The organism is Ligilactobacillus sp. JN-6 (Y).1 (genome assembly GCF_058111525.1).
In genome coordinates this window covers 692,242-717,062 of the sequence record NZ_CM176599.1, presented here as the reverse complement: position 1 = coordinate 717,062, position 24,821 = coordinate 692,242, and the positions used below count along the sequence as shown (strand labels likewise).

Annotated in this window: 18 protein-coding genes and 1 pseudogene; 15 read left to right on the top strand and 4 right to left on the bottom strand. The window is 39.1% G+C overall.

Annotated elements, in window-relative coordinates:
- Positions 1–94 precede the first annotated feature (94 nt).
- From AC3XNE_RS03445 to AC3XNE_RS03425, 5 genes and pseudogenes are all read left to right on the top strand, one after another.
- Positions 95–2,707: a glycoside hydrolase family 38 N-terminal domain-containing protein gene (locus AC3XNE_RS03445; protein ID WP_489832893.1), complete on the top strand. Its 2,613-nt coding sequence runs from the start codon at positions 95–97 to the stop codon at positions 2,705–2,707.
- A 360-nt stretch (positions 2,708–3,067) separates the two neighbouring features.
- Positions 3,068–3,445, top strand: a complete 378-nt coding sequence (locus AC3XNE_RS03440; protein WP_489832891.1) for a hypothetical protein — start codon at positions 3,068–3,070, stop codon at positions 3,443–3,445.
- Between the two features lie 214 nt (positions 3,446–3,659).
- Positions 3,660–3,824, top strand: coding sequence for a hypothetical protein (locus AC3XNE_RS03435; RefSeq protein WP_489832889.1), 165 nt, complete (start codon positions 3,660–3,662; stop codon positions 3,822–3,824).
- A 3-nt stretch (positions 3,825–3,827) separates the two neighbouring features.
- Positions 3,828–4,201: pseudogene (locus AC3XNE_RS03430) on the top strand (hypothetical protein); the annotation flags it as partial.
- A 121-nt stretch (positions 4,202–4,322) separates the two neighbouring features.
- On the top strand, positions 4,323–5,219 hold the full coding sequence (locus tag AC3XNE_RS03425) for a 3-hydroxyacyl-CoA dehydrogenase (RefSeq protein ID WP_489832887.1): 897 nt from the start codon (positions 4,323–4,325) through the stop codon (positions 5,217–5,219).
- A gap of 13 nt (positions 5,220–5,232) precedes the next feature.
- On the opposite strand, the gene AC3XNE_RS03420 is transcribed toward AC3XNE_RS03425, so the two are convergent.
- The gene (locus AC3XNE_RS03420) at positions 5,233–6,276 is read right to left on the bottom strand and encodes a lipoate--protein ligase (protein ID WP_489832885.1); all 1,044 of its coding nucleotides are present in this window, start codon (positions 6,274–6,276) and stop codon (positions 5,233–5,235) included.
- A gap of 240 nt (positions 6,277–6,516) precedes the next feature.
- Between AC3XNE_RS03420 and mnmE the strand changes: the two genes are divergently transcribed.
- The 5 genes from mnmE (at position 6,517) to glmS (ending at position 16,957) form a co-directional block, all read left to right on the top strand.
- On the top strand, positions 6,517–7,911 hold the full coding sequence (gene mnmE, locus AC3XNE_RS03415; RefSeq protein ID WP_489832883.1) for a tRNA uridine-5-carboxymethylaminomethyl(34) synthesis GTPase MnmE: 1,395 nt from the start codon (positions 6,517–6,519) through the stop codon (positions 7,909–7,911).
- 134 nt (positions 7,912–8,045) lie between these two features.
- A complete protein-coding gene (mnmG, locus tag AC3XNE_RS03410; RefSeq protein ID WP_489832881.1) occupies positions 8,046–9,980 on the top strand; it encodes a tRNA uridine-5-carboxymethylaminomethyl(34) synthesis enzyme MnmG in 1,935 nt (644 codons plus the stop codon).
- Between the two features lie 417 nt (positions 9,981–10,397).
- The gene (gene adhE, locus AC3XNE_RS03405) at positions 10,398–13,079 is read left to right on the top strand and encodes a bifunctional acetaldehyde-CoA/alcohol dehydrogenase (RefSeq protein ID WP_489832879.1); all 2,682 of its coding nucleotides are present in this window, start codon (positions 10,398–10,400) and stop codon (positions 13,077–13,079) included.
- A gap of 346 nt (positions 13,080–13,425) precedes the next feature.
- The gene (locus AC3XNE_RS03400) at positions 13,426–14,790 is read left to right on the top strand and encodes an amino acid permease (RefSeq protein ID WP_489832877.1); all 1,365 of its coding nucleotides are present in this window, start codon (positions 13,426–13,428) and stop codon (positions 14,788–14,790) included.
- Between the two features lie 349 nt (positions 14,791–15,139).
- Positions 15,140–16,957 (top strand): glutamine--fructose-6-phosphate transaminase (isomerizing), encoded by a 1,818-nt coding sequence (glmS, locus tag AC3XNE_RS03395; RefSeq protein WP_489832875.1) that lies wholly within the window; start codon positions 15,140–15,142, stop codon positions 16,955–16,957.
- Positions 16,958–17,084: 127 nt separating this feature from the next.
- On the opposite strand, the gene AC3XNE_RS03390 is transcribed toward glmS, so the two are convergent.
- Positions 17,085–18,461, bottom strand: coding sequence for a PTS transporter subunit IIC (locus tag AC3XNE_RS03390; RefSeq protein WP_489832873.1), 1,377 nt, complete (start codon positions 18,459–18,461; stop codon positions 17,085–17,087).
- A 231-nt stretch (positions 18,462–18,692) separates the two neighbouring features.
- Between AC3XNE_RS03390 and AC3XNE_RS03385 the strand changes: the two genes are divergently transcribed.
- The 5 genes from AC3XNE_RS03385 to AC3XNE_RS03365 all read left to right on the top strand — a co-directional run bounded on the left by AC3XNE_RS03385 (position 18,693) and on the right by AC3XNE_RS03365 (position 22,955).
- Positions 18,693–19,700, top strand: a complete 1,008-nt coding sequence (locus AC3XNE_RS03385) for a LacI family DNA-binding transcriptional regulator (protein WP_489832871.1) — start codon at positions 18,693–18,695, stop codon at positions 19,698–19,700.
- Between the two features lie 25 nt (positions 19,701–19,725).
- Positions 19,726–20,640: a ribokinase gene (locus AC3XNE_RS03380; RefSeq protein ID WP_489832869.1), complete on the top strand. Its 915-nt coding sequence runs from the start codon at positions 19,726–19,728 to the stop codon at positions 20,638–20,640.
- Positions 20,641–20,768: 128 nt separating this feature from the next.
- Positions 20,769–21,422: a ribulose-phosphate 3-epimerase gene (locus tag AC3XNE_RS03375; RefSeq protein ID WP_489832867.1), complete on the top strand. Its 654-nt coding sequence runs from the start codon at positions 20,769–20,771 to the stop codon at positions 21,420–21,422.
- 41 nt (positions 21,423–21,463) lie between these two features.
- Positions 21,464–21,922 carry an RpiB/LacA/LacB family sugar-phosphate isomerase gene (locus tag AC3XNE_RS03370; protein ID WP_489832865.1) on the top strand — a complete coding sequence of 153 codons (459 nt, stop codon included), beginning with the start codon at positions 21,464–21,466 and terminating at the stop codon, positions 21,920–21,922.
- 325 nt (positions 21,923–22,247) lie between these two features.
- The gene (locus tag AC3XNE_RS03365; RefSeq protein WP_489832863.1) at positions 22,248–22,955 is read left to right on the top strand and encodes a glucosamine-6-phosphate deaminase; all 708 of its coding nucleotides are present in this window, start codon (positions 22,248–22,250) and stop codon (positions 22,953–22,955) included.
- Between the two features lie 67 nt (positions 22,956–23,022).
- Here the strand turns inward: AC3XNE_RS03365 and AC3XNE_RS03360 are convergent, their stop codons facing one another.
- Positions 23,023–23,733: a GntR family transcriptional regulator gene (locus AC3XNE_RS03360; RefSeq protein ID WP_489832861.1), complete on the bottom strand. Its 711-nt coding sequence runs from the start codon at positions 23,731–23,733 to the stop codon at positions 23,023–23,025.
- Positions 23,734–23,991: 258 nt separating this feature from the next.
- Positions 23,992–24,804 (bottom strand): PTS system mannose/fructose/sorbose family transporter subunit IID, encoded by an 813-nt coding sequence (locus tag AC3XNE_RS03355; protein ID WP_489832859.1) that lies wholly within the window; start codon positions 24,802–24,804, stop codon positions 23,992–23,994.
- Positions 24,805–24,821: the final 17 nt, after the last annotated feature.

The window sequence follows — 24,821 nt, the reverse complement described above, 5'->3', positions numbered from 1 at the left end:
ACGGCCAGGCTTTTGAGGAAGTAATAAAAAGAGCAACTACATCATTGCAAATTGTAGTTGCTCTTTTTTTAAAAAACTAAACGGAGGAGTTTAAATGACAACAGCACATTTGGTAAATCATACTCATTGGGATCGTGAGTGGTATTTCACGACGATGGATGCTCAGGTCCTGAGTGAGCAGCTATTTACTGAAGTTTTGGATGAATTAGAGAAAAACAAGGATGCGAACTTTTGCCTTGACGGACAAGTTTCTGTGGTAGATGAGTATGTTGATATTCATCCTGAAGCTAAGGATAGGATCCAACGTCTAGTAGCAGCAGGCAGACTGTTTGTGGGCCCATGGTACACGCAAACTGATGCTTTGATCCCAGATGCAGAGTCGATCATTCGTAATTTAGTGATCGGTATGAAAGATACGAAAAAAAATTATGGTCAACCGATGAAGGTTGGTTACCTGCCGGATACATTTGGCTTTAATGCACAAATGCCGACCCTCCTTCAGCAAGTAGGTATTGATAATATTTTGTTTTGGCGGGGGACTAATTTTAAGCGGCAAGTTGATTCAGTTTATTTCCGGTGGCGGGGCCTTGGTGAAAAAGAGGCGGTAGCAGTCGACTTTCCTTTCGGTTATTTTACAGGTCAGATCACGCCTGATTCTAAAAAGAAAATTACTGAATTTGTTAAAGAACGCTATGATCCGGCTATTAAATTTGAATCCGAACATGGTAACCATCAAGATGTTTTAGTACCTTCTGGGATCGATCAGATGAATATTGTTAAAGATATCGGTGAGACTGTCAAAGATTTAAATGAACACAGCCAATACCATACGGTGATCGACACTTATCCTGACTTTGTCGCTTTAATGCGGAAAGAAAAAGCAAAATTGCCTGTTTATCAAGGTGAATTACGTTTGCCCACACACGCCAGAGTTCATCGGACGATCGGCTCGGTAAGACACCAGATCAAGCAGCAAAGTTTTGCTCTAGAACAAAAAATACTAAAAGTCGTTGAACCTTTATGTGTGATCGGTGATCGAGTGGGGATCCACATTGGTAATGGACTTTTAATTAAGTTGTGGAAGAAATTATTAGAATGCCAGGCACATGACACCTTAGGTGGAAGTGTTTCGGATAATGTGACAGTCGATATTTTGCACAGATTTAAGGAAGCTAATGAATTAGCGGATGGCATCAAAAATATGGTGCAAAAGAAGATAGCTGAATTCCTACACCTTACAAGTGCTCAGGTTTTAGTTTTTAATACTGAGCCATATGCTTATGAAGGAAAGAAAACCGTTAAAGTGGTTGCTCCTTCAAAAAAAGTCAAGATCCTTGGGATGAAGCAACAAGAGATCACTGCAATGAAACACCATCCGGCAAGAAAGCATATTTTGATGATGACTTCAAAAGGGCAGGAGTTTAAAGATGAGCCTGAATACTTTGAATTGGAAATTACTGGGCATGTGTCACTACCCGGCTTAGGTTATAAGGTGTTTAATGTAACCGAAGGAAAAAGCGATCTGCCTCAGTTGCAGGAGAGTGTTTCTGTTGAGGATCAGGAGATCTCTTTAGGGACAAAGAAGTTGCTGTTCCATGATGGAAAAATCGATTTGATCGATGGAGAGCGAAAGATTGCTAATATTTTGTCATTAGTTGATTCTGCAAATGATGGCGACACTTACGATTATTCTCCTCTCTTGGATGAGCAGGAGACAGAACTACCTTTTGATTCTGCCAATGTACTAAAGAGTTTAAATGGAGACCGACTTTGTGTTAAAGGGGCGGCAAAATTACCTGCAACTTTGACAGAGCGCGCAACAAGGGATCCACAATTAGCGACGTTAAATTATTCATTGATCTTACGATTTGATGAGAATGGACAGATACGTGCTCATCTGTCCATTGATAACCAGGTCGAGTCTCATCGTTTACGGTTAAAATTTTCGCCACAAATTGAGACTAATACTGTAGTGGCTCAGATTCAAGCGGGGTATGTGCAGACAACAAATAAACCGATCCAGGAAAATTGGAAGGAAGAGTTTGTAGAAAAACCGGTCAATATCTATGATTTTGACAAATCGGTCACTTTGACTGAGGATAATAAGAACTTTACGTTTTGGGGGTACGGTCAAAAGGAATATGAGTATGCTGATCAGCAGCTGTTTATCACTCTTTTAGCAACCACTGGGGAATTGGGCAAACCCAACCTTGCTTGGCGCCCAGGCAGAGCATCAGGTGATACGACAAGTCGCGGGCATATTATGATGCATACACCGCTTGCGCAGGAATTAGGAACAAATGAATTTGATTTTGCATTTTGCCTCAGCAATCAAAAATTTTCTGAAGTTACAAATAATAAGTTGACTCGTCAATGGTTGGCTCCAAGTGTGTCTTATCAATCTCAAGAACTCAATTATTTTATTAACCGTTTAGATAATAAGATCTGGAAAACTGAAGGAGATCCTGAAGTACCAGCGGAAGTTTCCTTGTTAGACCTATCCAAGGATGTTGATATTTCAGCTCTTTATCCATCATATACAGATCGGGACAGTTATATTCTACGCGTACAAAACTTAACTCAGACTGTCAAAAGGCTCCCGGAGGTGCTGTTAGCGAAGGGAGAAGTAGTTAACGCGCTTGAAGAAAGACAGAATGAGACTGAAGTAGGACCATATGACTTATTGTCTGTCAAAGTTAAGATTTGATTCAATGTAGTTTTTTCTTTTAGGACTGATGACTCTGCGGCTCTTTCAAAGGATCACCCAATAAATTATGTTGGGTGATTTTTTATTTGGGCCAAACAAAGAGGTTTTGTTTTGTTGTTCTTTAAAATGATACGAGCTATTATGGTCATTCCATTTAAAATCACTTTTTTTCTTCTGGAAGGATGTGGACGATAGTTAATTAATTGTAGATATTGTGCCGTTTGAATGCGTTTCCCCAAATATGCTACCCTTGATTTAAAGGGAAAGAAGGGAACTTGGATAAAATGGTGCACTTTTATCATAATGAGTGATATAGCATTCTGAGTTTCCAAGCTTAATTATGGAAAGTAGGGGATCTCCATGATCGATTGGAAGTACGGATTTTCACAATTTCTTTGGTGGGTAATTTTATTGGCCAGTGAGGTTTTACTTGTGAATTATAATGACGGGATGGCATCTATACTTTGGCTTGTCATAGTGGCGGTTATATTTTTCGTTGGTTGGTATATTTTTGAAAGGAAGTTTCCTTACTTTAAGGAAAAAAATCGAGAAACTACTATTAAAAATTTTCGACCGCTGTGGGCTACATGTGTTGCTCTGGGTTTTATTGGCTACATGTTGCTAGTTCCAGACGATTTGAAGTCTAATATGATCTACAATGCGATCTTTGTTTTTTTTCTAGGCCTGGGTGTGATAATACCGTCGTTTTTTACGCGACTGAAAAAGAATGCCAAATGAAGTTGAGAAGTGTCAATGATAGTTACTGTAGCATTCAGATATGCATTAATTGTCAAATTTAAAAATAATCCGGCAAATAGCCAACTGTCACTGAAGAGTGTCTATGCTAGTAGCTATTTTCGAATGGCTGAAATTTGGTAGGCTAGAGATAAATGTGATGCAACAATTTTTCTTATAGAAATTTTCATTAAATAATGCTCAAGGAGTAAGACGCTTGTCAAATTCAGAGATCATAATTAAAAAGGCTGCACAAAACAGCTTGCAGAATGTTGACCCGCTTATTACTAAAAATAAAATCATTGTCTTTGTAGGACGTCAGGTTCGGGAAAATCGTTTTTGGTTTTTGATACGATCGTTGCTTTACCTAGGCGCGAACTAAATGAAACCTTTGAAGATTTTGTCTGGTGGTGAATTACAATGGCTAAAATTGGATTTCAAGCTAAATTCTCAAGGGACAGTCTATCTTTTTGACGAACCAACTGCAGGATTACATTTGAAAGATACACAAAAATTAATGCAATTGTTTAATGAGCTTGTAGAAAATGGTAATAGTTTAGTCGTTGTTGAACATAATTTATCTGTGATCGGTCAAGCTGACTGGTTGATAGATGTGGGGCCTGACGCCGAACGATATGGCGAACAGATCATGTATAGTGGTCCCCGTAAAATCCTGTGGATGGTGCACAGTCTAAAACAGGGCAGGCCTTGAAAGAAAAGAGACGACTAGAAATGTCCGCGTGGAAAATAAGACAGTGACATAAGTTGTTGATATCAAGCTTGGTCAAGCGCTTACAGCGTATTGCTTATTAAACCATAAAAAAAGAGTTAAGCTTAAGGTGTAGTCGTTTCACTGGGTTTTATCAAAGGAGATCTTAGCATGAGTTTCAATAAAGTTGTTATTGCTGGCAGTGGTGTTTTAGGTAGTCAGATAGCTTTTCAGACAGCCTACAAAGGTTTTGAGGTAACTGTTTATGACATTAGTGAAGAGATACTGGATCAAGCCAAAAGCACCATAGAAGGTCTAGGAAAGCAGTATGAAGCAGAGATCACATCTAAACCTGAGGACATTAAAACAACTTTGAATCATCTAAGTTATACAGATGATTTAAAGAAATCCGTTGGGAATGCAGATCTAGTGATCGAAGCGATACCAGAAAAACTTTCGCTCAAAGAGAGCTTTTATCAGGAATTATCAAAGGCAGCGCCCGAGAAAGTCGTCTTTGCAAATAATTCGTCGACTCTTTTACCGAGTGAAATAGCTCCTTACACTGATCGGCCCCAGAAGTTTTGCAACTTGCATTTTGCCAATCATATCTGGATAAACAATACAGCTGAAGTTATGGGTTCAGATCAGACGGACACCGAGGTTTATGAGCAACTAGTTGAATTTGCCAAGGAGATCGGCATGGTTCCGATCCAACTGAAAAAGGAGCAGTCGGGATATGTTTTAAACTCACTTTTGATCCCCCTGCTGAATGCAGCAAGTGATCTTTGGGCTAATGAAATAGCTGACCCTCAAACGATCGATAAAACTTGGATGATCGGGACAGGTGCTCCGATGGGACCATTTGGGATCATGGATGTTGTTGGCTTGCAGACGGTGTATAATATCAATGACACTAAAGCAAAAGCAACAAATGATCCTATGTTAGAGAAGATTTCTAAAAAGGTAAAAGACATGCTTGATCAAGGCCAACTAGGGACAAAAAGCGGACAAGGTTTTTACACTTATCCGGATCCTGAATTCAAGAAGGAGAACTTTTTAAAGAGCTGATCGAGATGTACTTCTAGGAAGTTATTTTGTGGGTATCTTCTGCTTCGAGCAACATATTAACAATTATTTGGCGCAGTTTTTTGTTTGTGCCAAAGACTGTGTTGGCAAGCCGTTTTTCTATACTTGCTTTTTCCAAAGCAACATTTAATAATATTTGTTCTAAGGTATCTGCGGCATCCATGGTAATTGCATCACCAAAAACTTTGATCCGGGTTATTTTTTGATCTCCCAGTGAGAAATTGATATGCAACTGCCCAGTGTTAGTTTGAAAACTTGAGTAATATTCATAGCCTGGATTTTTACCATAGTTCCAGACATTACGACCGTATTTTTCAGCAACAAGAGCATAGATGTTATGCCAGTCTTTGCCGGTTAGATGATAAGTTGGGATATCCTTTAATTGTTTCACGTGAAACAAGCGCAATAAAAGCTCATTTTTAAAGGCTTCTGGTGACATTTGTGCATACTTATCTGAAAGCAGCGGCTTTAAGTTTGTGATCGGGCGGTCTGCCGATAAAACGCCGCGTTTGACGTGGTCACGCTTTTTAGGAGTTAAGGCTTGACGTGCATCAGCGATATTCATGTCAAACATCAGTGTTCCACCAGCAGCATAGCCATCTTGTCCCTTGATCATGCACATACCGGAAAACTTATGGTCCTCAGCGACCAATGCGCTTTTAGCACTAATGTGGCCTCCTTGAAGCCCCATTTCTTCTAAAACTGTTAAGATCGGTTTTGCGAAGTAACTGTAATCATTACAATGGTCTAAGTTGCCGCTAATAATATTTTCAAAAATGATATTACCCTGGTCATGATAAACAGCACCGCCGCCAGACGTTCTGCGGACTAACTTAACATCATTATCGCTGAGATAATTTAAATCGACCTCGCTAAAGGCATTCTGGGCAGACCCAATGATCACAGAAGGTCGATTGATATAACAGATCAATCCGTGTCCAGGCAGTTTAAGATCATTGATCAGGTAATTGTCGATAGATTGATTGACTATCGGATCATAAGATTCATGATTTTTAGGCATAATATCGATTAAAAACATTGCGAACCAAGCTTTCTAAATTTTGATTTTTGGTCATAGTATGGTCGATTTTACCGGTGAGATAAACTCGACTATTACTCTAAGTTTACTCTCTAATTATACTTGACTTTTGTGATCATTGCTCGTATATTGAAACTAATCATTCTTATCTTGAATAGATAAAGTAGTCAAAGTGCTTTGTCCATGTCTTTTATTTGGCGTGGAGTGGCGCTTTTTTTGTGCCTAAGGAGGGATTTTTCAATGACTATGATGCAAACAACAGAATACGATACGATCACCGCGATCTCCACTCCTCCTGGTGAGGGCGCGATCTCTATTGTTCGAATGAGCGGTGAGGAATCGTTAGATGTTGCTGCCAAGGTTTTTAAAGGGAAAAACTTAAAAGATGTCCAAACACACACCATTAATTACGGTCATATCGTTGATCCAGAAACTAATGAAGAATTAGACGAAGTAATGGTTTCAGTAATGCGGGGCCCAAAAACTTTTACGCGTGAGGATATTGTTGAGATCAACTGTCACGGTGGTATTGTGCCAACTAATAAAATTTTACAGTTATTGTTGCAAAATGGTGCTCGTTTGGCAGAACCAGGTGAATTCACTAAACGTGCCTTCTTGCATGGACGGATCGATCTGACCCAAGCTGAATCTGTGATGGATCTGATCAGGGCGAAAACGGACCGTTCCATGAAAGTCGCTTTGAATCAATTGGACGGTAATTTGTCCAAATTGATCAAAAATTTGCGCCAAGATATCTTGGATACCTTAGCTCAAGTAGAAGTTAATATTGATTATCCAGAATATGACGATGTTGAAACAATGACGACCAAGATCTTGCAGGAAAAAGCCCAGGAAGTTAAAACTCGGATCGAAGACCTTCTACGGACGGCAAATCAGGGCAAAATTATGCGCGAGGGCTTGGCGACCGCAATAGTTGGGCGGCCAAACGTTGGCAAGTCTAGCCTGCTGAACTATTTATTGCATGAGGATAAGGCTATTGTGACCGATGTTGCAGGTACAACACGCGATGTTATCGAAGAATATGTTAATATTCGCGATGTACCGCTGAAATTGGTCGATACAGCCGGCATTCGTGACACAGAAGACAAGGTAGAAAAAATTGGCGTCGAACGCTCTCGTAAAGCGATCGATCAGTCAGATCTTGTTATGGTCTTGTTAAACGCTAGTGAGCCTTTGACTGATGAAGATCGTAAGTTATTAGAATTGACTGTAGATAAAAAACGGATGGTGATCTTAAATAAGACTGATCTGCCACAAAAGATCGATATGACTGAAGTCAAACGGTTGGTTGCTCCAGAAGAGTTGCTTAGTACGTCAGTTTTAAAAAACGATGGTTTAGATGAACTGGAGGAACGGATCGCTAAGATGTTCTTTAACGGGATCGAAAACTCCCAAACAACCGTCATGCTGACAAATTCACGGCATATTGCGCTATTGCATCAAGCGAAAGATTCGTTGGAATCGGTTTTGAACGGGATAGATGAAGGCATGCCGGTAGACCTCTGCCAGATAGACATGACGGATGCATGGGATGATCTAGGAGAAATTACGGGTGATTCATATCAAGATGAACTGCTGGATCAATTGTTCAGCCAATTTTGTTTAGGTAAATAAAAAAGTGAACGAAGCAGGGCGGATAGAAGGTCAGCATTAACAGACTTTTTTCACTTAAGCAAATTCAATGTCGAAACTGACATACAGAATATGATTTGATCAACAAATGATTTTGAAACAGGAGAAGAGAAATTATGCAGGAAATAAAACAATATCCCGGCAAGGATTATGATGTGATCGTAGTCGGTGCGGGTCATGCAGGGTGTGAGGCAGCTTTGGCCGCTGCCAGAATGGGAAATAAGACACTGCTGATGACCATTAATTTAGAAATGGTTGCGTTCATGCCATGCAATCCTTCGATCGGCGGGCCCGCTAAGGGGATCGTTGTTCGTGAATTGGATGCCCTTGGTGGTGAAATGGGCCGCAATATTGATAAGACATACGTACAGATGAGAATGCTCAATACGGGGAAAGGCCCAGCAGTACGTGCTTTACGTGCACAGGCTGACAAGCGCCAGTATTCTATCGAAATGAAGCATACTTTGGAACAACAAGAAAACCTAACTTTACGCCAAGGTATCGTGGATGATCTGATCGTTGAGGACGGAGCAGTCAAGGGAGTGATCACTAACACTGGTGCTCGTTATAGTGCTAAATCAGTTGTTTTGACAACTGGGACTGCAGCTCGTGGGAAGATCATAATTGGTGAATTGATGTATTCATCTGGCCCCAATAATACTCAACCTTCGATGAAGTTATCTGGTAATTTGGAAAAGCTGGGTTTTGAACTTGAACGTTTCAAAACAGGTACACCACCGCGTATTGACGGAAATACGATCGATTATTCCAAGACAGACGAACAGCCTGGTGATGAAACACCTCATCATTTTTCATACGAGTCAAGTGATGAAGATTATTTAGCAGCTAAAGACCAACTGTCTTGCTGGTTAACATATACAAATAATGGGACACATGAGATCATTCATAACAATTTGCATCGTGCTCCTATGTTTACTGGTGTGATCGAAGGTGTTGGGCCGCGGTACTGTCCTTCGATCGAAGATAAGATCGTTCGTTTCGCTGACAAACCCCGTCATCAACTCTTCTTAGAACCAGAAGGCAGACATACTGATGAATATTATGTTCAAGGGCTTTCAACTTCCATGCCTGAAGAAGTTCAACAAGAATTTGTACATTCGATCGCTGGTTTGGAAAATTCTGAAATGATGCGTCCGGGTTATGCGATAGAATATGATGTTGTTTCACCATATCAGTTGAGACCGACTCTTGAAACAAAATTAGTTTCTGGGTTGTATACGGCTGGTCAGACTAATGGCACTTCCGGCTATGAAGAAGCAGCTGGCCAGGGGATCGTTGCTGGTATCAATGCTGGTCGGCGCGCCTTAGGCAAAGATGAAATTACCTTGAAACGTAGCGATGCTTATATTGGCGTGATGATAGATGATCTGGTTACAAAAGGAACCAGCGAACCATACCGTTTGTTAACTTCACGTGCCGAATATCGCTTGATCTTACGACATGATAATGCAGATTTGCGTTTAACCGATCTAGGCCATGAAATTGGCTTGATCTCGGATGAAAGATATGCGCAGTTTGAAAATAAAAAGCAAATTATTGAAGCCGAGATACAACGTTTGACAAGCATTCGTATCAAACCAAATGACAAGGTCAATGCTTATTTGGAAGAACACGGTGAGCATGAACTAAGAGATGGTATTTTGGCCAGTGACTTTTTGAAACGTCCATACGTCAAATATAAGGATCTTTTGGAATTTATCCCTGCTCCAGAAAAGGAATTGGAACAACAAAGTATTGAACAAATTGAGATCCAACTGAAATATGCAGGCTATATTAAGAAGTCCATGCAAAAAGTTGAAAAACTAAAACGGATGGAAGCCAAAAAGATCCCTGATCGTCTTGATTATGCCGCTGTCGATGGTATCGCTACAGAGGCACGGCAGAAGTTGGAGAAGATCCGTCCAGAAACGCTGGCTCAGGCAGGACGGATCAGTGGCGTAAATCCTGCTGACATGTCGATCTTGGCTGTATATATCGAGCAAGGCAAGATCGCTAAACTTAATGATGAGCAAGAACAACGTGGTGCCTGATTTAAGGAGCTTGGAGAGAAGAAAATAAGGGCTTGAGCTCGGATGCTCTCGTTAGATAAAAGGAACACGAAATTTCCCGCTTTTTGAAGTGGTTGGTTTCGTGTTCTTTTTAGTTAAATACATGTGAAAACGTTAACATAAAGTGTGAAATTTGTTCGCCTATTTCTCAAAATGTAAAAATACTGATGTTTATTGATTTGTTTACATCACATTGTTTAAATACAAAAGCAAGCTTTTTCTCTGCTTTATTTGCCTTTAAATCAGGGATATGGCGGACGAATAAATTAAGCGTTTTCAAAAAATAATTCAAAAAACATTGTCAGAATAGCTTGAAAATTTTCTGAGAATGAGATATTATAACAAGTGAAATATTTCACAACAAGAATAATAAAAAATGGTGTTGGAGGATATTAAATTATGAAAACGGCAGAAAAGAATCAGGGTAAAGTCATTAAAGATCCACTCGATACACAAGGAAAAGCTAACGAATATACGGGGAAATTAGTTAACAAAGCTGTTAAAGCCGAAGAGGAGTATAGCGGTTTTACGCAAGAAGAAGTTGATAAGATAGTTGCTGCAATGGCTTTAGCAGGCTCGGAAAATTCGTTAACATTAGCACATGAAGCTGTTGATGAGACTCAGCGTGGTGTAGTTGAAGATAAAGATACGAAAAACCGTTTTGCTACAGAAAATATTTACCATACGATCAAAAACGATAAAACCGTTGGGATCATTGAAGATGATGTGATCCGCGGTAGTATTAAAATTGCTGCGCCTCTAGGAGTTATTGCTGGGATCATACCAACGACTAACCCAACATCGACAGTGATGTTTAAGGCTATCTTAGCATTGAAAACCAGAAACGCGATCGTCTTTTCTTTTCATCCACAAGCTCAAAAATGTTCAATGCATGCTGCGCAGATTATGTATAATGCAGCCATTAAAGCAGGTGCTCCTGAAAACATTATTCAGTGGATCGAAACTCCTTCACTGGAAAATACCACTGGTTTGATCAAAAACCAAAATATTGCTACTATCTTGGCAACTGGTGGTCCCGGCATGGTCAACGCAGCGTTGAGTTCTGGTAATCCTTCTCTTGGTGTTGGTGCAGGTAATGGTCCAGTCTTTATCGACCATACCGCCAGGGTAGATCGTGCTGTTGAAGACCTATTGTTATCTAAGCGTTTTGACAACGGGATGATCTGTGCGACAGAAAACTCAGCCGTGGTTGAAGCACCGATCTACGATGAGTGGTTACAAAAGATGCAAGATCGTGGCGCTTACTTGGTCCCTAAAAAAGATTATCAAAAATTAGCAGACTTTGTATTTAATGAAAAGCACGGTGTGAATGGTCAAATCGCTGGTAAGCCTGCACATTGGATCGCAGACCATGCAGGGATCAAGATGCCTGCAGACAAAGATGTTTTAATGTTTGAATTGGATCGGAAAAACATCGGTGAAAAACTATCTTCTGAAAAATTATGTCCAATGATCTCTGTTTATCGCGCAAAAGACAGGGAAGAAGGGGTTCAGATCGTATGCGAACTGCTCAGTTATCAGGGTGCAGGTCATAATGCCGCAATTCAAGTTGGGACCCAAGCTGACCCATTCATCAAGGAATTTGCTAACCGGACCGAAGTTTCTCGGATCTTAGTCAATCAGCCTGATTCATTGGGTGGTATCGGCGATATTTATACCGATGCAATGCGGGCTAGTTTGACACTCGGAACAGGTTCTTGGGGGGATAATTCATTGTCACATAACTTGTCGACAGAAGATCTGCTTAATATTAAAACGATCGCTAAACGGCGCAATCGTCCACAATGGGTCCGTTTGCCAGAAAATATCTTCTTTGAAAAAGACTCCGTCACTTATTTACAAGAAATGCCTGAACTGGAGAAGGCCTTCGTTGTTGCTGACCCCGGTATGGTCCAGTTTGGCTTTGTTGATAAAGTATATTCGCAGTTAGAACTTAGACCTGAACAAGTTAAGATCTCACTTTATGGAACTGTCGATCCAGATCCGACTTTGAGCCAAACTATTGAAATTGCAAAACAGATGCATCAGTTTAAACCGGATACGATCATTGCTATTGGTGGTGGATCTGCTCTTGATGCGGCTAAGATCGCCCGGTATATTTACGAATATTCTTATGATAAGGAAGGATTCTTAGACGACTATGACAAAGTCAGTGCTTTGTTTGTCAAATTACAACAGAAATTCATGGATATAAGAAAAAGGATCGTAACCTTTAAGCACCAGACACATACCAAGATGGTTGCTATCCCGACAACGTCCGGGACAGGTTCAGAAGTTACACCGTACGCCGTAATTACTGACGATGAAACGCATGTTAAGTATCCGTTAACTGACTACGAACTAACACCAGAAGTAGCCATCATCGATCCACGTTTTGCACTGACAGTCCCGGCACGAACAGTTGCCTTATCTGGATTAGATACTTTGTCTCATGCTTTGGAATCATATGTTTCCGTTATGTCTTCAGAATTTACTCGTCCGTGGGCACTGGAAGCGATCAAGTTAGTCTTTGAAAACTTGGAGGATTCATATAATTATCGGATCGAGCATAGAACTAAGGGCGGTGAAAAGTGCCGGGTCAACATGCACTATGCAGCTGCCTTAGCAGGAATGTCGTTTGCTAATGCCTTCTTAGGGATCAATCACTCTTTGGCTCATAAGACCGGTGGAGAATTCGGGTTACCACACGGTTTGGCTATCTCGATCGCGATGAAACATGTGATCAAGTTTAATGGTGTTGCTGGTAAGGTTAAACGGACACCATTCCCACGTTACGAAGTTTATAGCGCACAAAAAGATTATGCCGATATTGCACGCTACATTGGTTTGGAAGGAAAGAATGACCAGGAATTAGTTGATGCACTATGTAATAAAGTTGATCAACTAATGAAGGCAGTTGGTGTTACACCAACCTTATCTGCTAATGGGGTAACTAAGGAACAATTTAATAATTCCCTGGATAATTTAGTCGATTTAGTTTATAACGATCAGTGTACAGCAGTAAACCCACGTCAACCGAGCTTAGCCGAGATCAAGCAGCTTTTGCAAGATCAATTCTAATAAATTTGTGAATCTATTTTTGACCCTCGTCTGTAGTAGACGAGGGTCTTTTTGTATGAGGCAGATAAATTCTGGAGCGTATTAAATTCAAGAGTGAAAAAAGGAGCCGCTAGCGGTTTGAGTTTTGACGCATCTACTTCAAAAGGTCTGTAAGGTGTTCAAAAATAAAGTTGTTTGCTTGAATATTTTGTTATGCAAAGATAAGAATTTGTATTATTATTGAAAAAAGTAACAAATTAAAACAATGAGAAACCTTAACTTGAATGTTATCTAAGGATAATTTTTTATTTTAAGGGATTACATTAAGGTAAGTTTACTTGAAAGAAGCAATAGTAAGGAGATTTTTATGAATCGAAAGTTAAAATCACGCCAAGTGCAAATGATTGCTTTAGGAGGAACGATCGGTGTTGGGCTATTTATGGGGGCGAATTCTTCTATAAAATGGACTGGCCCATCAGTTTTACTAGCCTATGCTTTGGCCGGGATCTTTTTATATTTGATAATGCGTGCCTTAGGAGAAATGTTGTACATAGATCCAGCAACAGGTTCATTTGCAAAATATGCTACGGAATATATACATCCCTTTTTTGGTTTTTTAACTGCTTGGTGTAATGTTTTTCAATGGGTCATTGTCGGAATGAGTGAGATGATCGCCTTAGGAGGATATTTCGCTTTTTGGTGGCCAAATTTGCCGCAATGGGTGCCTGGCGTGATAGCTTTAGCCATTATAACTCTCGCTAATCTGGCGTCTGTTAAAGCCTTTGGGGAGATGGAGTTTTGGTTTGCTCTGATCAAAGTTTTGACTATTATATTTATGATCATCGCAGGTGCCTTGATGATCTTCGTTGGTGTAGGCAATGATTTCCATCCAATCGGACTGAGCAATTTATGGACGCACGGCTTCTTTACTGGAGGATGGAAAGGGTTCTTGTTTTCCTTGGCTATTGTTGTAGGGTCGTACCAGGGAATGGAATTAATAGGAGTTAGCGCTGGTGAAACAAAAGACCCGCAGCAAACTTTGGTTCAAGCTATCAAATCGATGATTTGGAGGATACTGATTTTTTATATTGGTGCGATTTTTGTGATCTTGTGTATCTATCCATGGGACCAGTTAGGAGAAGTAGGCTCGCCCTTTGTCCAAACTTTTGCCAAATTTGGTATTCCGATTGCTGCTGGCTTGATCAACTTTGTGGTAATAACAGCAGCTTTGTCAGGCGCAAATTCAGGGATCTATAGTTCAAGCAGGATGCTTTATACATTGGCTGATAAAAAGGAATTACCGCATAAATTTACCTTGCTAGGGCGCAACGGGATCCCGATATATAGTGTTCTGGCAGTTTCTGTCGGTATTTTTTGGGGAGTGGTGTTGAATGTGGTTTTACCTTTGATATATAAGGATGCTAATTCTATTTTTGTTAAAGTGTTTAGTGCCAGTATTTTGCCGGGGATGATGCCGTGGTTTGTGATCTTGGTCAGCCAACTTAGGTTTCGTAAAGTTCACCAGAGTGAATACCAGGCTCATCCGTTTAAGATGCCGCTGTCACCCTATACAAATTATCTGACATTGCTATTTTTGTTTGTGGTTTTGTTTTTTATGTTTTTAAATAGAGAAACTAGAGTCTCTATCATTGTTGGGGTAATATTTATTGTTATCTTAGCTGTTGTCTATTTTTCTCGACCGCGGAATAAAAATGATAGTGAGCAAATGTAATATAAAGAGGTTTGTTGTTGAATATCAGGTAGCCAGTCGCTTTTTTACAGGGGCGCTGGCTACCTTTTTTATGCCTGCCTGTAAGATCGCAGCTAACAACATGATGTCAGATTTAAAAACTCATTTTGTGTATAAAAAACAGCTTTAAAAAGAAAGCAAAAGCATCAACGATAAAGAATTTATAATGATTTGGAATATGCCCATACCAATATATAAAAAGTGTTGACAAGTTTTACATAGTGGTGTATTTTAAGCTTTGTTAATTAAAATATTTGTCAAATTAAATGTATACCAATAAAATGTTTTTAAAAAGGTATACCTGAAAACTTTTAATGGAGGAATTTGAACTATGTGCGGAATTGTCGGAGTAACTGGTAAAGAGAATGCAACAGAAGTTTTGCTGGATGGCCTTAAAAAGCTCGAATACCGTGGTTACGATTCAGCAGGTATTTATGTTAATGATCAAAAAGGCAATGGCTATTTAGTAAAAGAAAAAGGTCGGATCGAAGACTTACGAGCGGCTGTTGGCCCTGCAGTTAAGGGAACAACTGGTATTGGTCATACACGTTGGGCAACACACGGGGTTCCGAGTCAAGCCAACGCACATCCACAGGTATCCGCTGATGGTCGTTTTTATTTGGTACATAACGGCATGATCGGAAATTTCCGGGAGTTAAAGGAAGAGTACTTAGCTGATACGGAATTTGTGAGTGAAACAGATACAGAAGTGATCGTTCAACTGATCTCGTACTTTGTTAATAAAGGGATGGAAACAAAAGAAGCTTTTACTCATGTATTGAGTTTGATCGATAAGTCTTCATCTTATGCTTTCTTGTTGATGGATAAAACACAAACTGACACTTTGTTTGTGGCTAAAAAGAAGAGCCCGTTGTTGATCGGGGTCGGGAATGGTTTCAACGTTGTCTGCAGTGATGCGATGGTTATGTTATCAGAAACTCATGATTTTATTGAGTTGACTGATGGAGACGTTGTGACGGTTACGCCGCATGAAGTTGAAATTGAAGACAAAGATGGAGATCAAGTAAAGCGCAATCAATTCCATGTTGATGATGATGCTACTGCTTCTGAAAAAGGAGCATACGATTTCTTCATGCTCAAAGAGATCGATGAACAGCCAGCTGTGATCCGTGGATTACAACAAACGTACATCGCTCAGGATGGTTCTATTAAAATCGATAACAAGTTAATGGACGCTATGAATAAGGCTGATCGTTTATATATTGTGGCTGCCGGGACAAGCTATCATGCAGGATTAGTAGGGAAGAATTTCTTTGAAAAAATCTCTGGTGTACCGACTGAAGTTCACATTGCTTCCGAATTCGGCTATAATATGCCGTTGTTATCTGAAAAGCCGTTGTTTATTTTCTTGACTCAGAGTGGAGAAACAGCGGATAGTCGTGAAGTTTTAGATAAAGTTAATCAGCTAGGATATGAGAGTTTGACCATTACTAACGTGCCGAATTCCACTTTATCACGAGAAGCGACTTATACCATGCTCCTGCACGCCGGTCCGGAAATCGCTGTTGCTTCAACTAAGGCATATACAGCGCAAATAACGGCCGAAGCTATTTTAGCTAAAGCCGTAGGTATGATCAAAGGGACCGAAGCAGCTGCTAATTTTGACATTGGTTTTGAATTGACTAAGGTTGCTAATGGGATCCAAAGTTTAGTCGATCAAAAGGAACTCGTAGAAGGGCTAGCACAAAAGTACCTGGCTACAACGCGGAATGCTTTTTATATCGGCCGTGGGATCGATTACCAGACTGCGATCGAAGCAGCTTTAAAGCTTAAGGAAGTCTCTTATGTTCAAACTGAAGGATTTGCTGCTGGTGAATTGAAACACGGTACTATCTCACTGATCGAAGACAAGACGCCAGTTATTGCTATTATTACCGATCAAAAGACGGCTGGTTTAATACGCAGCAATGTGCAAGAGGTAGTTGCTCGTGGTGCGAGCGTCATTAATATTGTTGCTGAAGAATTAGCCACTGATAACGACCAAATCGTTTTGCCTGAAGTTCATCAGTTACTAACACCGCTAGTAGCAATTATCCCTGCTCAGTTGATTGCTTACTATACAAGCAAAGAACGCGGATATGATGTTGATAAACCAAGGAATTTGGCCAAGAGCGTGACGGTTGAATAAGAATAACGAGTATATACGCTAACTAAAAAAATAGTGTGGGTCAAGAGAATGTTTTTCTTTGATCCACACTATTTTAATTAGCAAAAGCAATATAATTTCGATATATTTCAAGTATAAGTCATCAGTTTTATTTTGCCTCTCTAGCTTTTAGTTGCTTTCTATACCAAATAAAGAGGATTATATATAAAACAACACCAACAGCAGCAATCAGTAATTTAGTTACGTCTAGTTGATGAACACCTTGTCCAAAAATAATGGCAAACATTTTTTCAAGTGGGTTTGAATCGATCGAAGTAAACATTTGTCCTTTATGCATCCCTTTTGGAAGGTTGTTCATTGCAATTGAAGTATTTGTGATAAATTTGGAAATCAAGGTAGCTGACCAGAGATAAATCGGGATCAAAATAGTACCGATCAAGGTCATTCTGATAACTTTTCCCTTAGTAACTATTAGAAGAGCTGGAGTCAAGATAGTCATCAGTATCCCCCCTAATGGCATTACTTTATTTCCAGGTAGTACCATGGCGATGATCAACAAAATCGGTGCTAGAATATTAACGACAGCCCAAATTTCTGCTCGCGAAGCAACGATCGGCCAGTCAATGGCAATCAAGAGACGTCTGCCACGCAAGTTTTTACTCATTGCAGTTTGTACACCGTTGGATAATGGTTCAATCGCTGGACCAAACCAACCTCCAACTACACTGAATAGTTCTAAGGATACACCACCTATAAAGGCTAGTTGAAAAGTGTCAGCCGCAGATTGTTGGCCTAGTAGACCTATGAAAACTCCTAGGTAGGCACCGATTGCAAATTTGCTTCCCCAAAAGCCAATTTTTTTATTCAATGTTGCTGCATCAAAATCAAATTTATCGATGAATGGAAAAAGTACATCGATAAGTTTGTTGATCAACATAGCTAAAGGTGCTATTAAAAAAGAAGGATGTGCTGTGGTAGAAATGTTCGAGTCATCATAGCCTAATAGTTCGTTTATAGTTGGTTTCATCGCATCAGCATTTAGCAACATGAATGTATAGATGCATAAAACAAAAATCGATGTGATCACGATGTTATGTGCGTAGTAATTTATTAATAGTCCTAAAATTGAGACATTCCAAATATTAAATAAGTCAACATTCAGTGTTTCGGTTACTTTCATATACAACAGTATAATGTTGAAAATAAAGCAAATGAATGCAAAATATAAAGTGTATATCGACCCCCAAGTGATAACTGCTAGTGGAGCCCAACCAAGATCTGTGATCGAGAGTTCGATACCTGTTGCGGAAACGAATTTGTTCAATGCTGGGCCAAATGATTCTGTTAAAAGAGAAATGATCGCACTCATACCAGCAAGAGCAACCGCCATTCTAAGGCCGCCTTCAAGGGATTTAGAAATTGGTGCTCTAAATATTATTCCTAGTAAAGAAATGACAATAAACATAATGGCTGGGCCGCCTAATCCAATAAAAAAAGAAAAGCCCTTTTGAAGAATATCGAGCATAATAAAACCTCCATTTGAATTTACGTAATCGATTACGAAACAACACAGACAGCTTAACATGATTGTTTAAAATATACAATAGCGTTTTCAAAAAATAATTCAGTAAGGAATTTTGTTTATTTTATTCAAAAATATTTATTAAACTGTCTATAAAACGAAATTTTTCGCGAATAAAATAGTAAAATGTTTTTGAAAACGCTTGACAGGCAAGGGTATTAATGCAAATAATATATGCGTAATCGATTACGGAGGAACGACATGACGACAATTAAAGATATTGCAAAAAAAGCAGGGGTTTCAGCGGCTACAGTGTCGCGGATCATCAACGGTAAGGGTGAAGCTAAACCTGAAACAATAGATCTGGTTACAAAAATCGTAGCAGAAACGGGATACAAGCCAAATAAAATTGCACAGTCACTTCGACAGCGGAAGTCGAACTTGATTGCTGTTTTAGTACCTAACTTAGACAATCCTTTTTATGGTGAGATAGTAAAAGCTATTGAACACGAAGCACAAGAACATGGCTTGAACGTTTATTTGTGCAATACGGATGATTCTCGGGCTAAAGTAGAATATTTTTTAGAAAACGTTGTTGATAACTATGTTTATGGAGCTGTTATCTGTACTTTGCAAGTTACAGCTGATGATTTATCTTTCTTAGAAAAAAATGGTGTTCATACGGTAACTGTAGATCGGGCTTATTTTGAACATCCGTTTTCGGCGATAAATATCGATCAATTAAATGGTGCCTTTATAGCAACAAGACACTTAATAGAAAGGGGAGCCAGAAAAATAATCTTTATTTGTGGCCCTAAAGACGAAAAAATGTCTACCGAGAGAACAAAAGGCTATCACTTAGCATTACAATCGCAAGATTTAGAGTTTAATAAAGTTTTTTATGGTAACTATACTCTATCTTCGGGTTATAAAATTGTTGAGAATATCGTCGAAAAAGGTTGGGATTTTGATGGGATACACGTTTCTAATGATCTTATGGCTTTTGGTGCTTTAAGATGTTGTTTGGATAATGGTATTAATGTCCCTTCTAGGGTAAAGATCGTTGGGAACGATGATCTTGAATTGGATGACTATTCAAACCCACGCTTAACCAGTTTATCTCAGTTAAACGAAAAAGTAGGCAAAGCTTTGGTAAATGAGCTGATACATTTACAAAATAAAACGTACGAACCGAAAAAAATTGTAATATCACCCGAATTAATTGTTAGAGAAACAACGTAAAAATACATTTTTGGAGGAGATTTCGATGGATTTAGATGTAGTTGTAATGGGAGCTATTAACATGGATATGTATGTTAATGTGAAAGACTTTCCGAAGTATGGCGAAAATATCCAAGCAAAGTCCTTAGAACAAAAAATTGGTGGGAAGGGATCAAACCAAGCCGTTGCGGTTGCGAAGCAAGGTGTAAAGCAGGTGCTCATTGGCAGCGTAGGCAATGATGATTTTGGTCAACAAATCACTGAAAAGTTAGAACAGCAAGGCGTTAAAACTAATTCTGTCATTAAAAAAGATAACGTACAGACGGGCATAGGTGTGGCCGTGGTTGATGAAACGGGGGAGAACACGTTTATGGTCATTCTTGGTGCGAATGAAGCCTTGGAAGCAAAAGAGGTTGAACAGACATTTGAGCCGTTAGATGGTAAAGTGTTTTTATTGAACTTAGAAACTAGCCAAGAGTCAGTGTTAGCAGCCTTGAAAATAGCAAAGAAAAAGGGCATGTATGTCGTTTTAGACCCTGCTCCAGAAGGTTCTTATTTTGAAGAAGCTTTACAATATGCTGATTTAGTGACTCCCAATCGCCAAGAAACTGAGCGGATCACTGGGCTTACAGTTGAATCACAAGATGATGCACGACAAGCAGCAAAATGGATCGCTGCTAAAGGGGTTCCTAATGTGATCGTTAAATTGGGAACTGAAGGCAATGTGTTATATGAATCTGGGAAAGATAAGTTTACGTTTATCGAGTCAACAGAAGTTAAAGCAATCAATACAGTCGGTGCGGGAGATACATTTGCTGGTGTAATTGCTGCCCAACTAGCGCAAAAACCTGGTGACATAGAGGGAGCTACTAGATTAGCTTCTAAAGCAGCAGCTATAAAAGTATCCCGTCCAGGTGGCCAAGAGAGCATCCCTACCGCCGAGGAAGTCGACAAGTTTTAATAGGGCGAATCACACAAGATGATCTAATTTTTATTCAACTTATGCCTCACAGTGCCAAGATGGTACTATAAGACATAAATTTGCTAGCAACTTGTTGTATTTTATGGGTTTAAACGAGGAGGAAAAATATGAGTAATAAATTCTTTTGTCCGTCGATGATGTGTGCGGATTTTACAAACTTAAAGACAGAAATGGAAAGACTAAATGATGCTGATGTAGATGTTTTTCATATGGATATAATGGATGGGAACTTCGTGCCTAATTTTGCCCTTGGTTCGGAAGACTTGAAAGCTGTCCGTGCTAATACAGACAAACTAATGGATGTTCATTTAATGATTTCTGACCCAGGAAAATATGTTGATCTGTTTGCTGATTTGGGTACCGATATCATTTACATTCATCCAGAAGCTGATCCACATCCAATCAGTACTTTGAATAAAATTAAAGCAAAAGGGAAGAAATGCGGACTTGCGATAGATCCGGAAACTTCCGTCGAATCAGTTAAAGAGCTTTTTAATGTTATTGATTACCTGCTTGTTATGACAGTCAGTCCCGGTTTTGCGGGACAGAATTACTTAGACTTTGTAACTGACAAGATAAGAGAGATAGTAAAATATGCCCAGGATCATTCCTTTAAGATCGTGGTAGATGGCGCTATTTCTCCGGAAAAAATCTCTGAATTAAGCCAAATCGGTGTAGAAGGTTTTGTACTGGGAACTTCTGCTCTATTTAATAAGGGTAAACCTTACAAAGAAATTATTAGCTCACTTAAAAATATATAGTTATTGTTGGTTTTTAAAAGTTACTTTGGGAGGTATGTTTTATGAAACTTGCATTAGGCTGTGATCCAGCAGCATTTAATTTTTATAAGAGAGTTGTGAAAGCTGTCGAGGATGAAGGATATGAGGTCGAAGATGTTGGTTGTACGTCGTCTCAAGAAGCCGATGGCGGTAAATTTGCTGAAATTGCTGAAATTGTTTGTAACAAAGTAGTTTCAGGCGAAGCAGACTATGGTTTTTTGATGTGTGGGACTGGTCAAGGAATGGCGATGTCTGCCAACAAGATACCTGGTATTAGGGCAACTCTTTGTTACGACGTCCTTCCAGCTGTTTTAGCGAAGAATGACAATAACGGAAACGTTCTCTGTACTGGAGCTTGGATGATGGAGAAAAAAGGCTTGGAATTTACCATGTCTATGATAAACGCCTGGTTGTTCAGTGATTATACAGGTACCCATGAAGATGGAATGGCTGCATTACAACGATTAGACGATAAAAGCTAGCCAAAAGTAAAACCTAGAGATTTATCATGCTGTTTGTTTCTGAATAGGAGCAGGCAGTTTTTTGTTTTTAAAAAGTTCACTTAAAATTACAGTTTGGAAAAATTTACCAGACTAATTTTAAGCAGAGGGTCTGATAAATGTAATTCTTATTCGACTCCCTTCTTAGTTTTTAGAGATAGCATTTAATAACAACAATTGAATTAGATACATCTTCGTAGTGCTTTCAACTAGTTAGTAGCAGCCAATATTGTAATTCACGACTTGCATTATTGGTCTATATCAATTATAATTGGGCTATACCAATAAAACATTGGGGGGAAAGACTATGAAAGTTATTGTTGCTAAAGATCCACAAGAAGCTGGGATCAAGGGATACGAAGTGTTTGCAGATGCATTAAAAGCTGGAGCTCAAGTTTTTGGGTTGGCTACGGGGTCAACTCCATTAACAACTTACGAACAAATAGCTCAAAGTAACTTGGATTTTTCAGATGCTTTGTCGATTAATTTGGATGAGTATAAGGGTATCAGTCCAGATAATAGCCAAAGTTATCGGTATTTTATGAATGAAAACTTGTTCAATAAGAAGCCGTTTAAACGTTCATATTTACCAGACGGCTTGGCAAGAAACGACACGGAAGAAATTAAACGCTATGATCAACTAATTGATGATCATCCGATCGACTTACAGTTATTGGGTTTGGGCCTGAATGGACACATTGGATTTAATGAGCCGGGCTCATCATTTAACGGTGGTACGCATGTTGTGGATCTGACAGAATCAACTATCCAAGCTAACTCACGTTTCTTTGATAATATTGATGATGTTCCTAAGCAAGCTTATTCGATGGGCATCGGTTCAATTATGAAATCAAAGAAAATCGTGCTTGAAGCGTACGGCGAAAAGAAAGCCGATATTGTGGCTAAAATGATCGAAGGTCCTGTTACAGAAGATGTTCCCGCAAGTCTTTTGCAAAAGCATCCAGATGTAGTTGTAATTTTGGATGAGGCATCAGCTGCAAAGTTAACTAAATAATAAGATGGACATGAATTTAAATAAAAAACTCCCTGCGACGCTTTTGGCTTTGTAGGGAGTTTTTTATTTAAACAACGGTACTTTCAAATTTAACTTTAAAAGCAGGATACCTTGATTCTTCATATTCAAAAGGAAGTTCTTTATCAGTGTACCCAATGCTGCTAAATTTCAGAACTGGTTCGTTTTTATTAATGTTGAGGTATAAGTGATCCGGTGATTCGACCCTGACTACTTCGATCGATCGCTTTGCTTTGTATAACTGTAAACCAGTGTCTTTTAATGCGGTAAAAAGTGAGTTTTTGCTAAAATCTATATTTACTAGATCCCCGTCAAACTTTAAAGGGATACATGATTTTGCTATACATATAGGATCTTTTTTAATGTAACGGATCCTTGTTAAAACAAAAATTGGATCTCCCTCTTGTAAATTTAAATTTTGAGCAACGACATCGTCAGCGTATTCAACTGATTGTTGGAGGACTTTGGAAGAGGTTGTTTTTTGCTGTTGCTGTGCATCTTCATAAAAACCAATAAAACTACTGAGTTCATGGTCGACATATTTGTCAGAAACCACAGGAGTTTTGTTTATAATGTATCCGCGGCCTTTGCTTTTTGAAATAAGCTTGTCGTTTTCTAATGATCCAAGTGCTTTACGGATCGTTGGTCTGCTTACTCCGAATTTCGCGGACAGATCTCTTTCAGAAGGTATCAAGTCGTTATTATCTACTTTATCGATGTACTGGTTAAATATTTGCTCTTTAATTTCCTTATAAATCATTGCTTCACCTGTTCATTTTTAATATAAATACGAAGTTTACTTTTGGTAATAAAAAAGTTTACCAATTGATTTTAGGATATATTTCATAATAGTTCAACTATAAGAGTCTAAAAAAGAGGCTTTTAACTAAGTGGGTGCCTGAAAGTACGTTTGGGTATTTTTTGAGCTAGGCTTAACCGTACTTTTCCAAAAAAATACACGAAAACATTTTATGTCGTCGTGTATTTGTCTATGATTTGTTTGTGTGTTAGGAAATATCTATTTTAGAACTTTCAAATATACTCCAGCGATCGCTATTACAAAAACTCCAAGGATCAAGTAGATGACCTTTACTTTTCTATTTAAGAGATAATACATTAAAAAGGTCAAGCCCAGTGGTAGTAAACCGGGGAAAATATCATTTAGTATACTTTGAACATTGATCGTACCACCAGCTGTCTTGAAGACAGCTGATATTTTGAACTTCACTAATGAAGAAGTCATAGCTCCGATCGACATTAAACCAACTATTGAAGCTGCCTGAGTAAACTTATTTAGGTAGCTGCTTTCTAGAGCTTTTTCCATCGCTTTAACACCGGCGCTGTACCCAAGTCGAACTCCTCCATAGCGTCCGAGAATGTGTAAAGTTGTATAAAATAAGAAGTAAAGGATCGGGCCTAAAATATTCCCTTGTACAGCAAGAGATAAACCGATCCCGGCAGCTATAACTCTGAAGGTCCCCCAATATAAAGTATCACCGATCCCTGCAACTGGCCCCATTAACGCAGCTTTTAAGGATGAAATAGCTTCTACATCAAAATCTGGATCCTTTGAGTTTTCTTCTTCAAGAGCAAGAGACATTCCCATAATAAAAGTGGCAATATGTGGAGTGGTATTAAATAGTGCTGTGTTTCTTAAGGCCGATTCGTATAATTTATCCTCATCGTTAGAATATATTTTTCTAAGTGCTGGCAGGATAGAATAAGTGTAACCCATACCTTGCATATCAGTGTAAGATTCAGAGCCTTGTAGGGCAAATGAACGCCAAAATACTTTGTTCAAGTCTTTTTTTGTTAGCTTTGTATCTGTCATGATAATTTCCTCCGTTC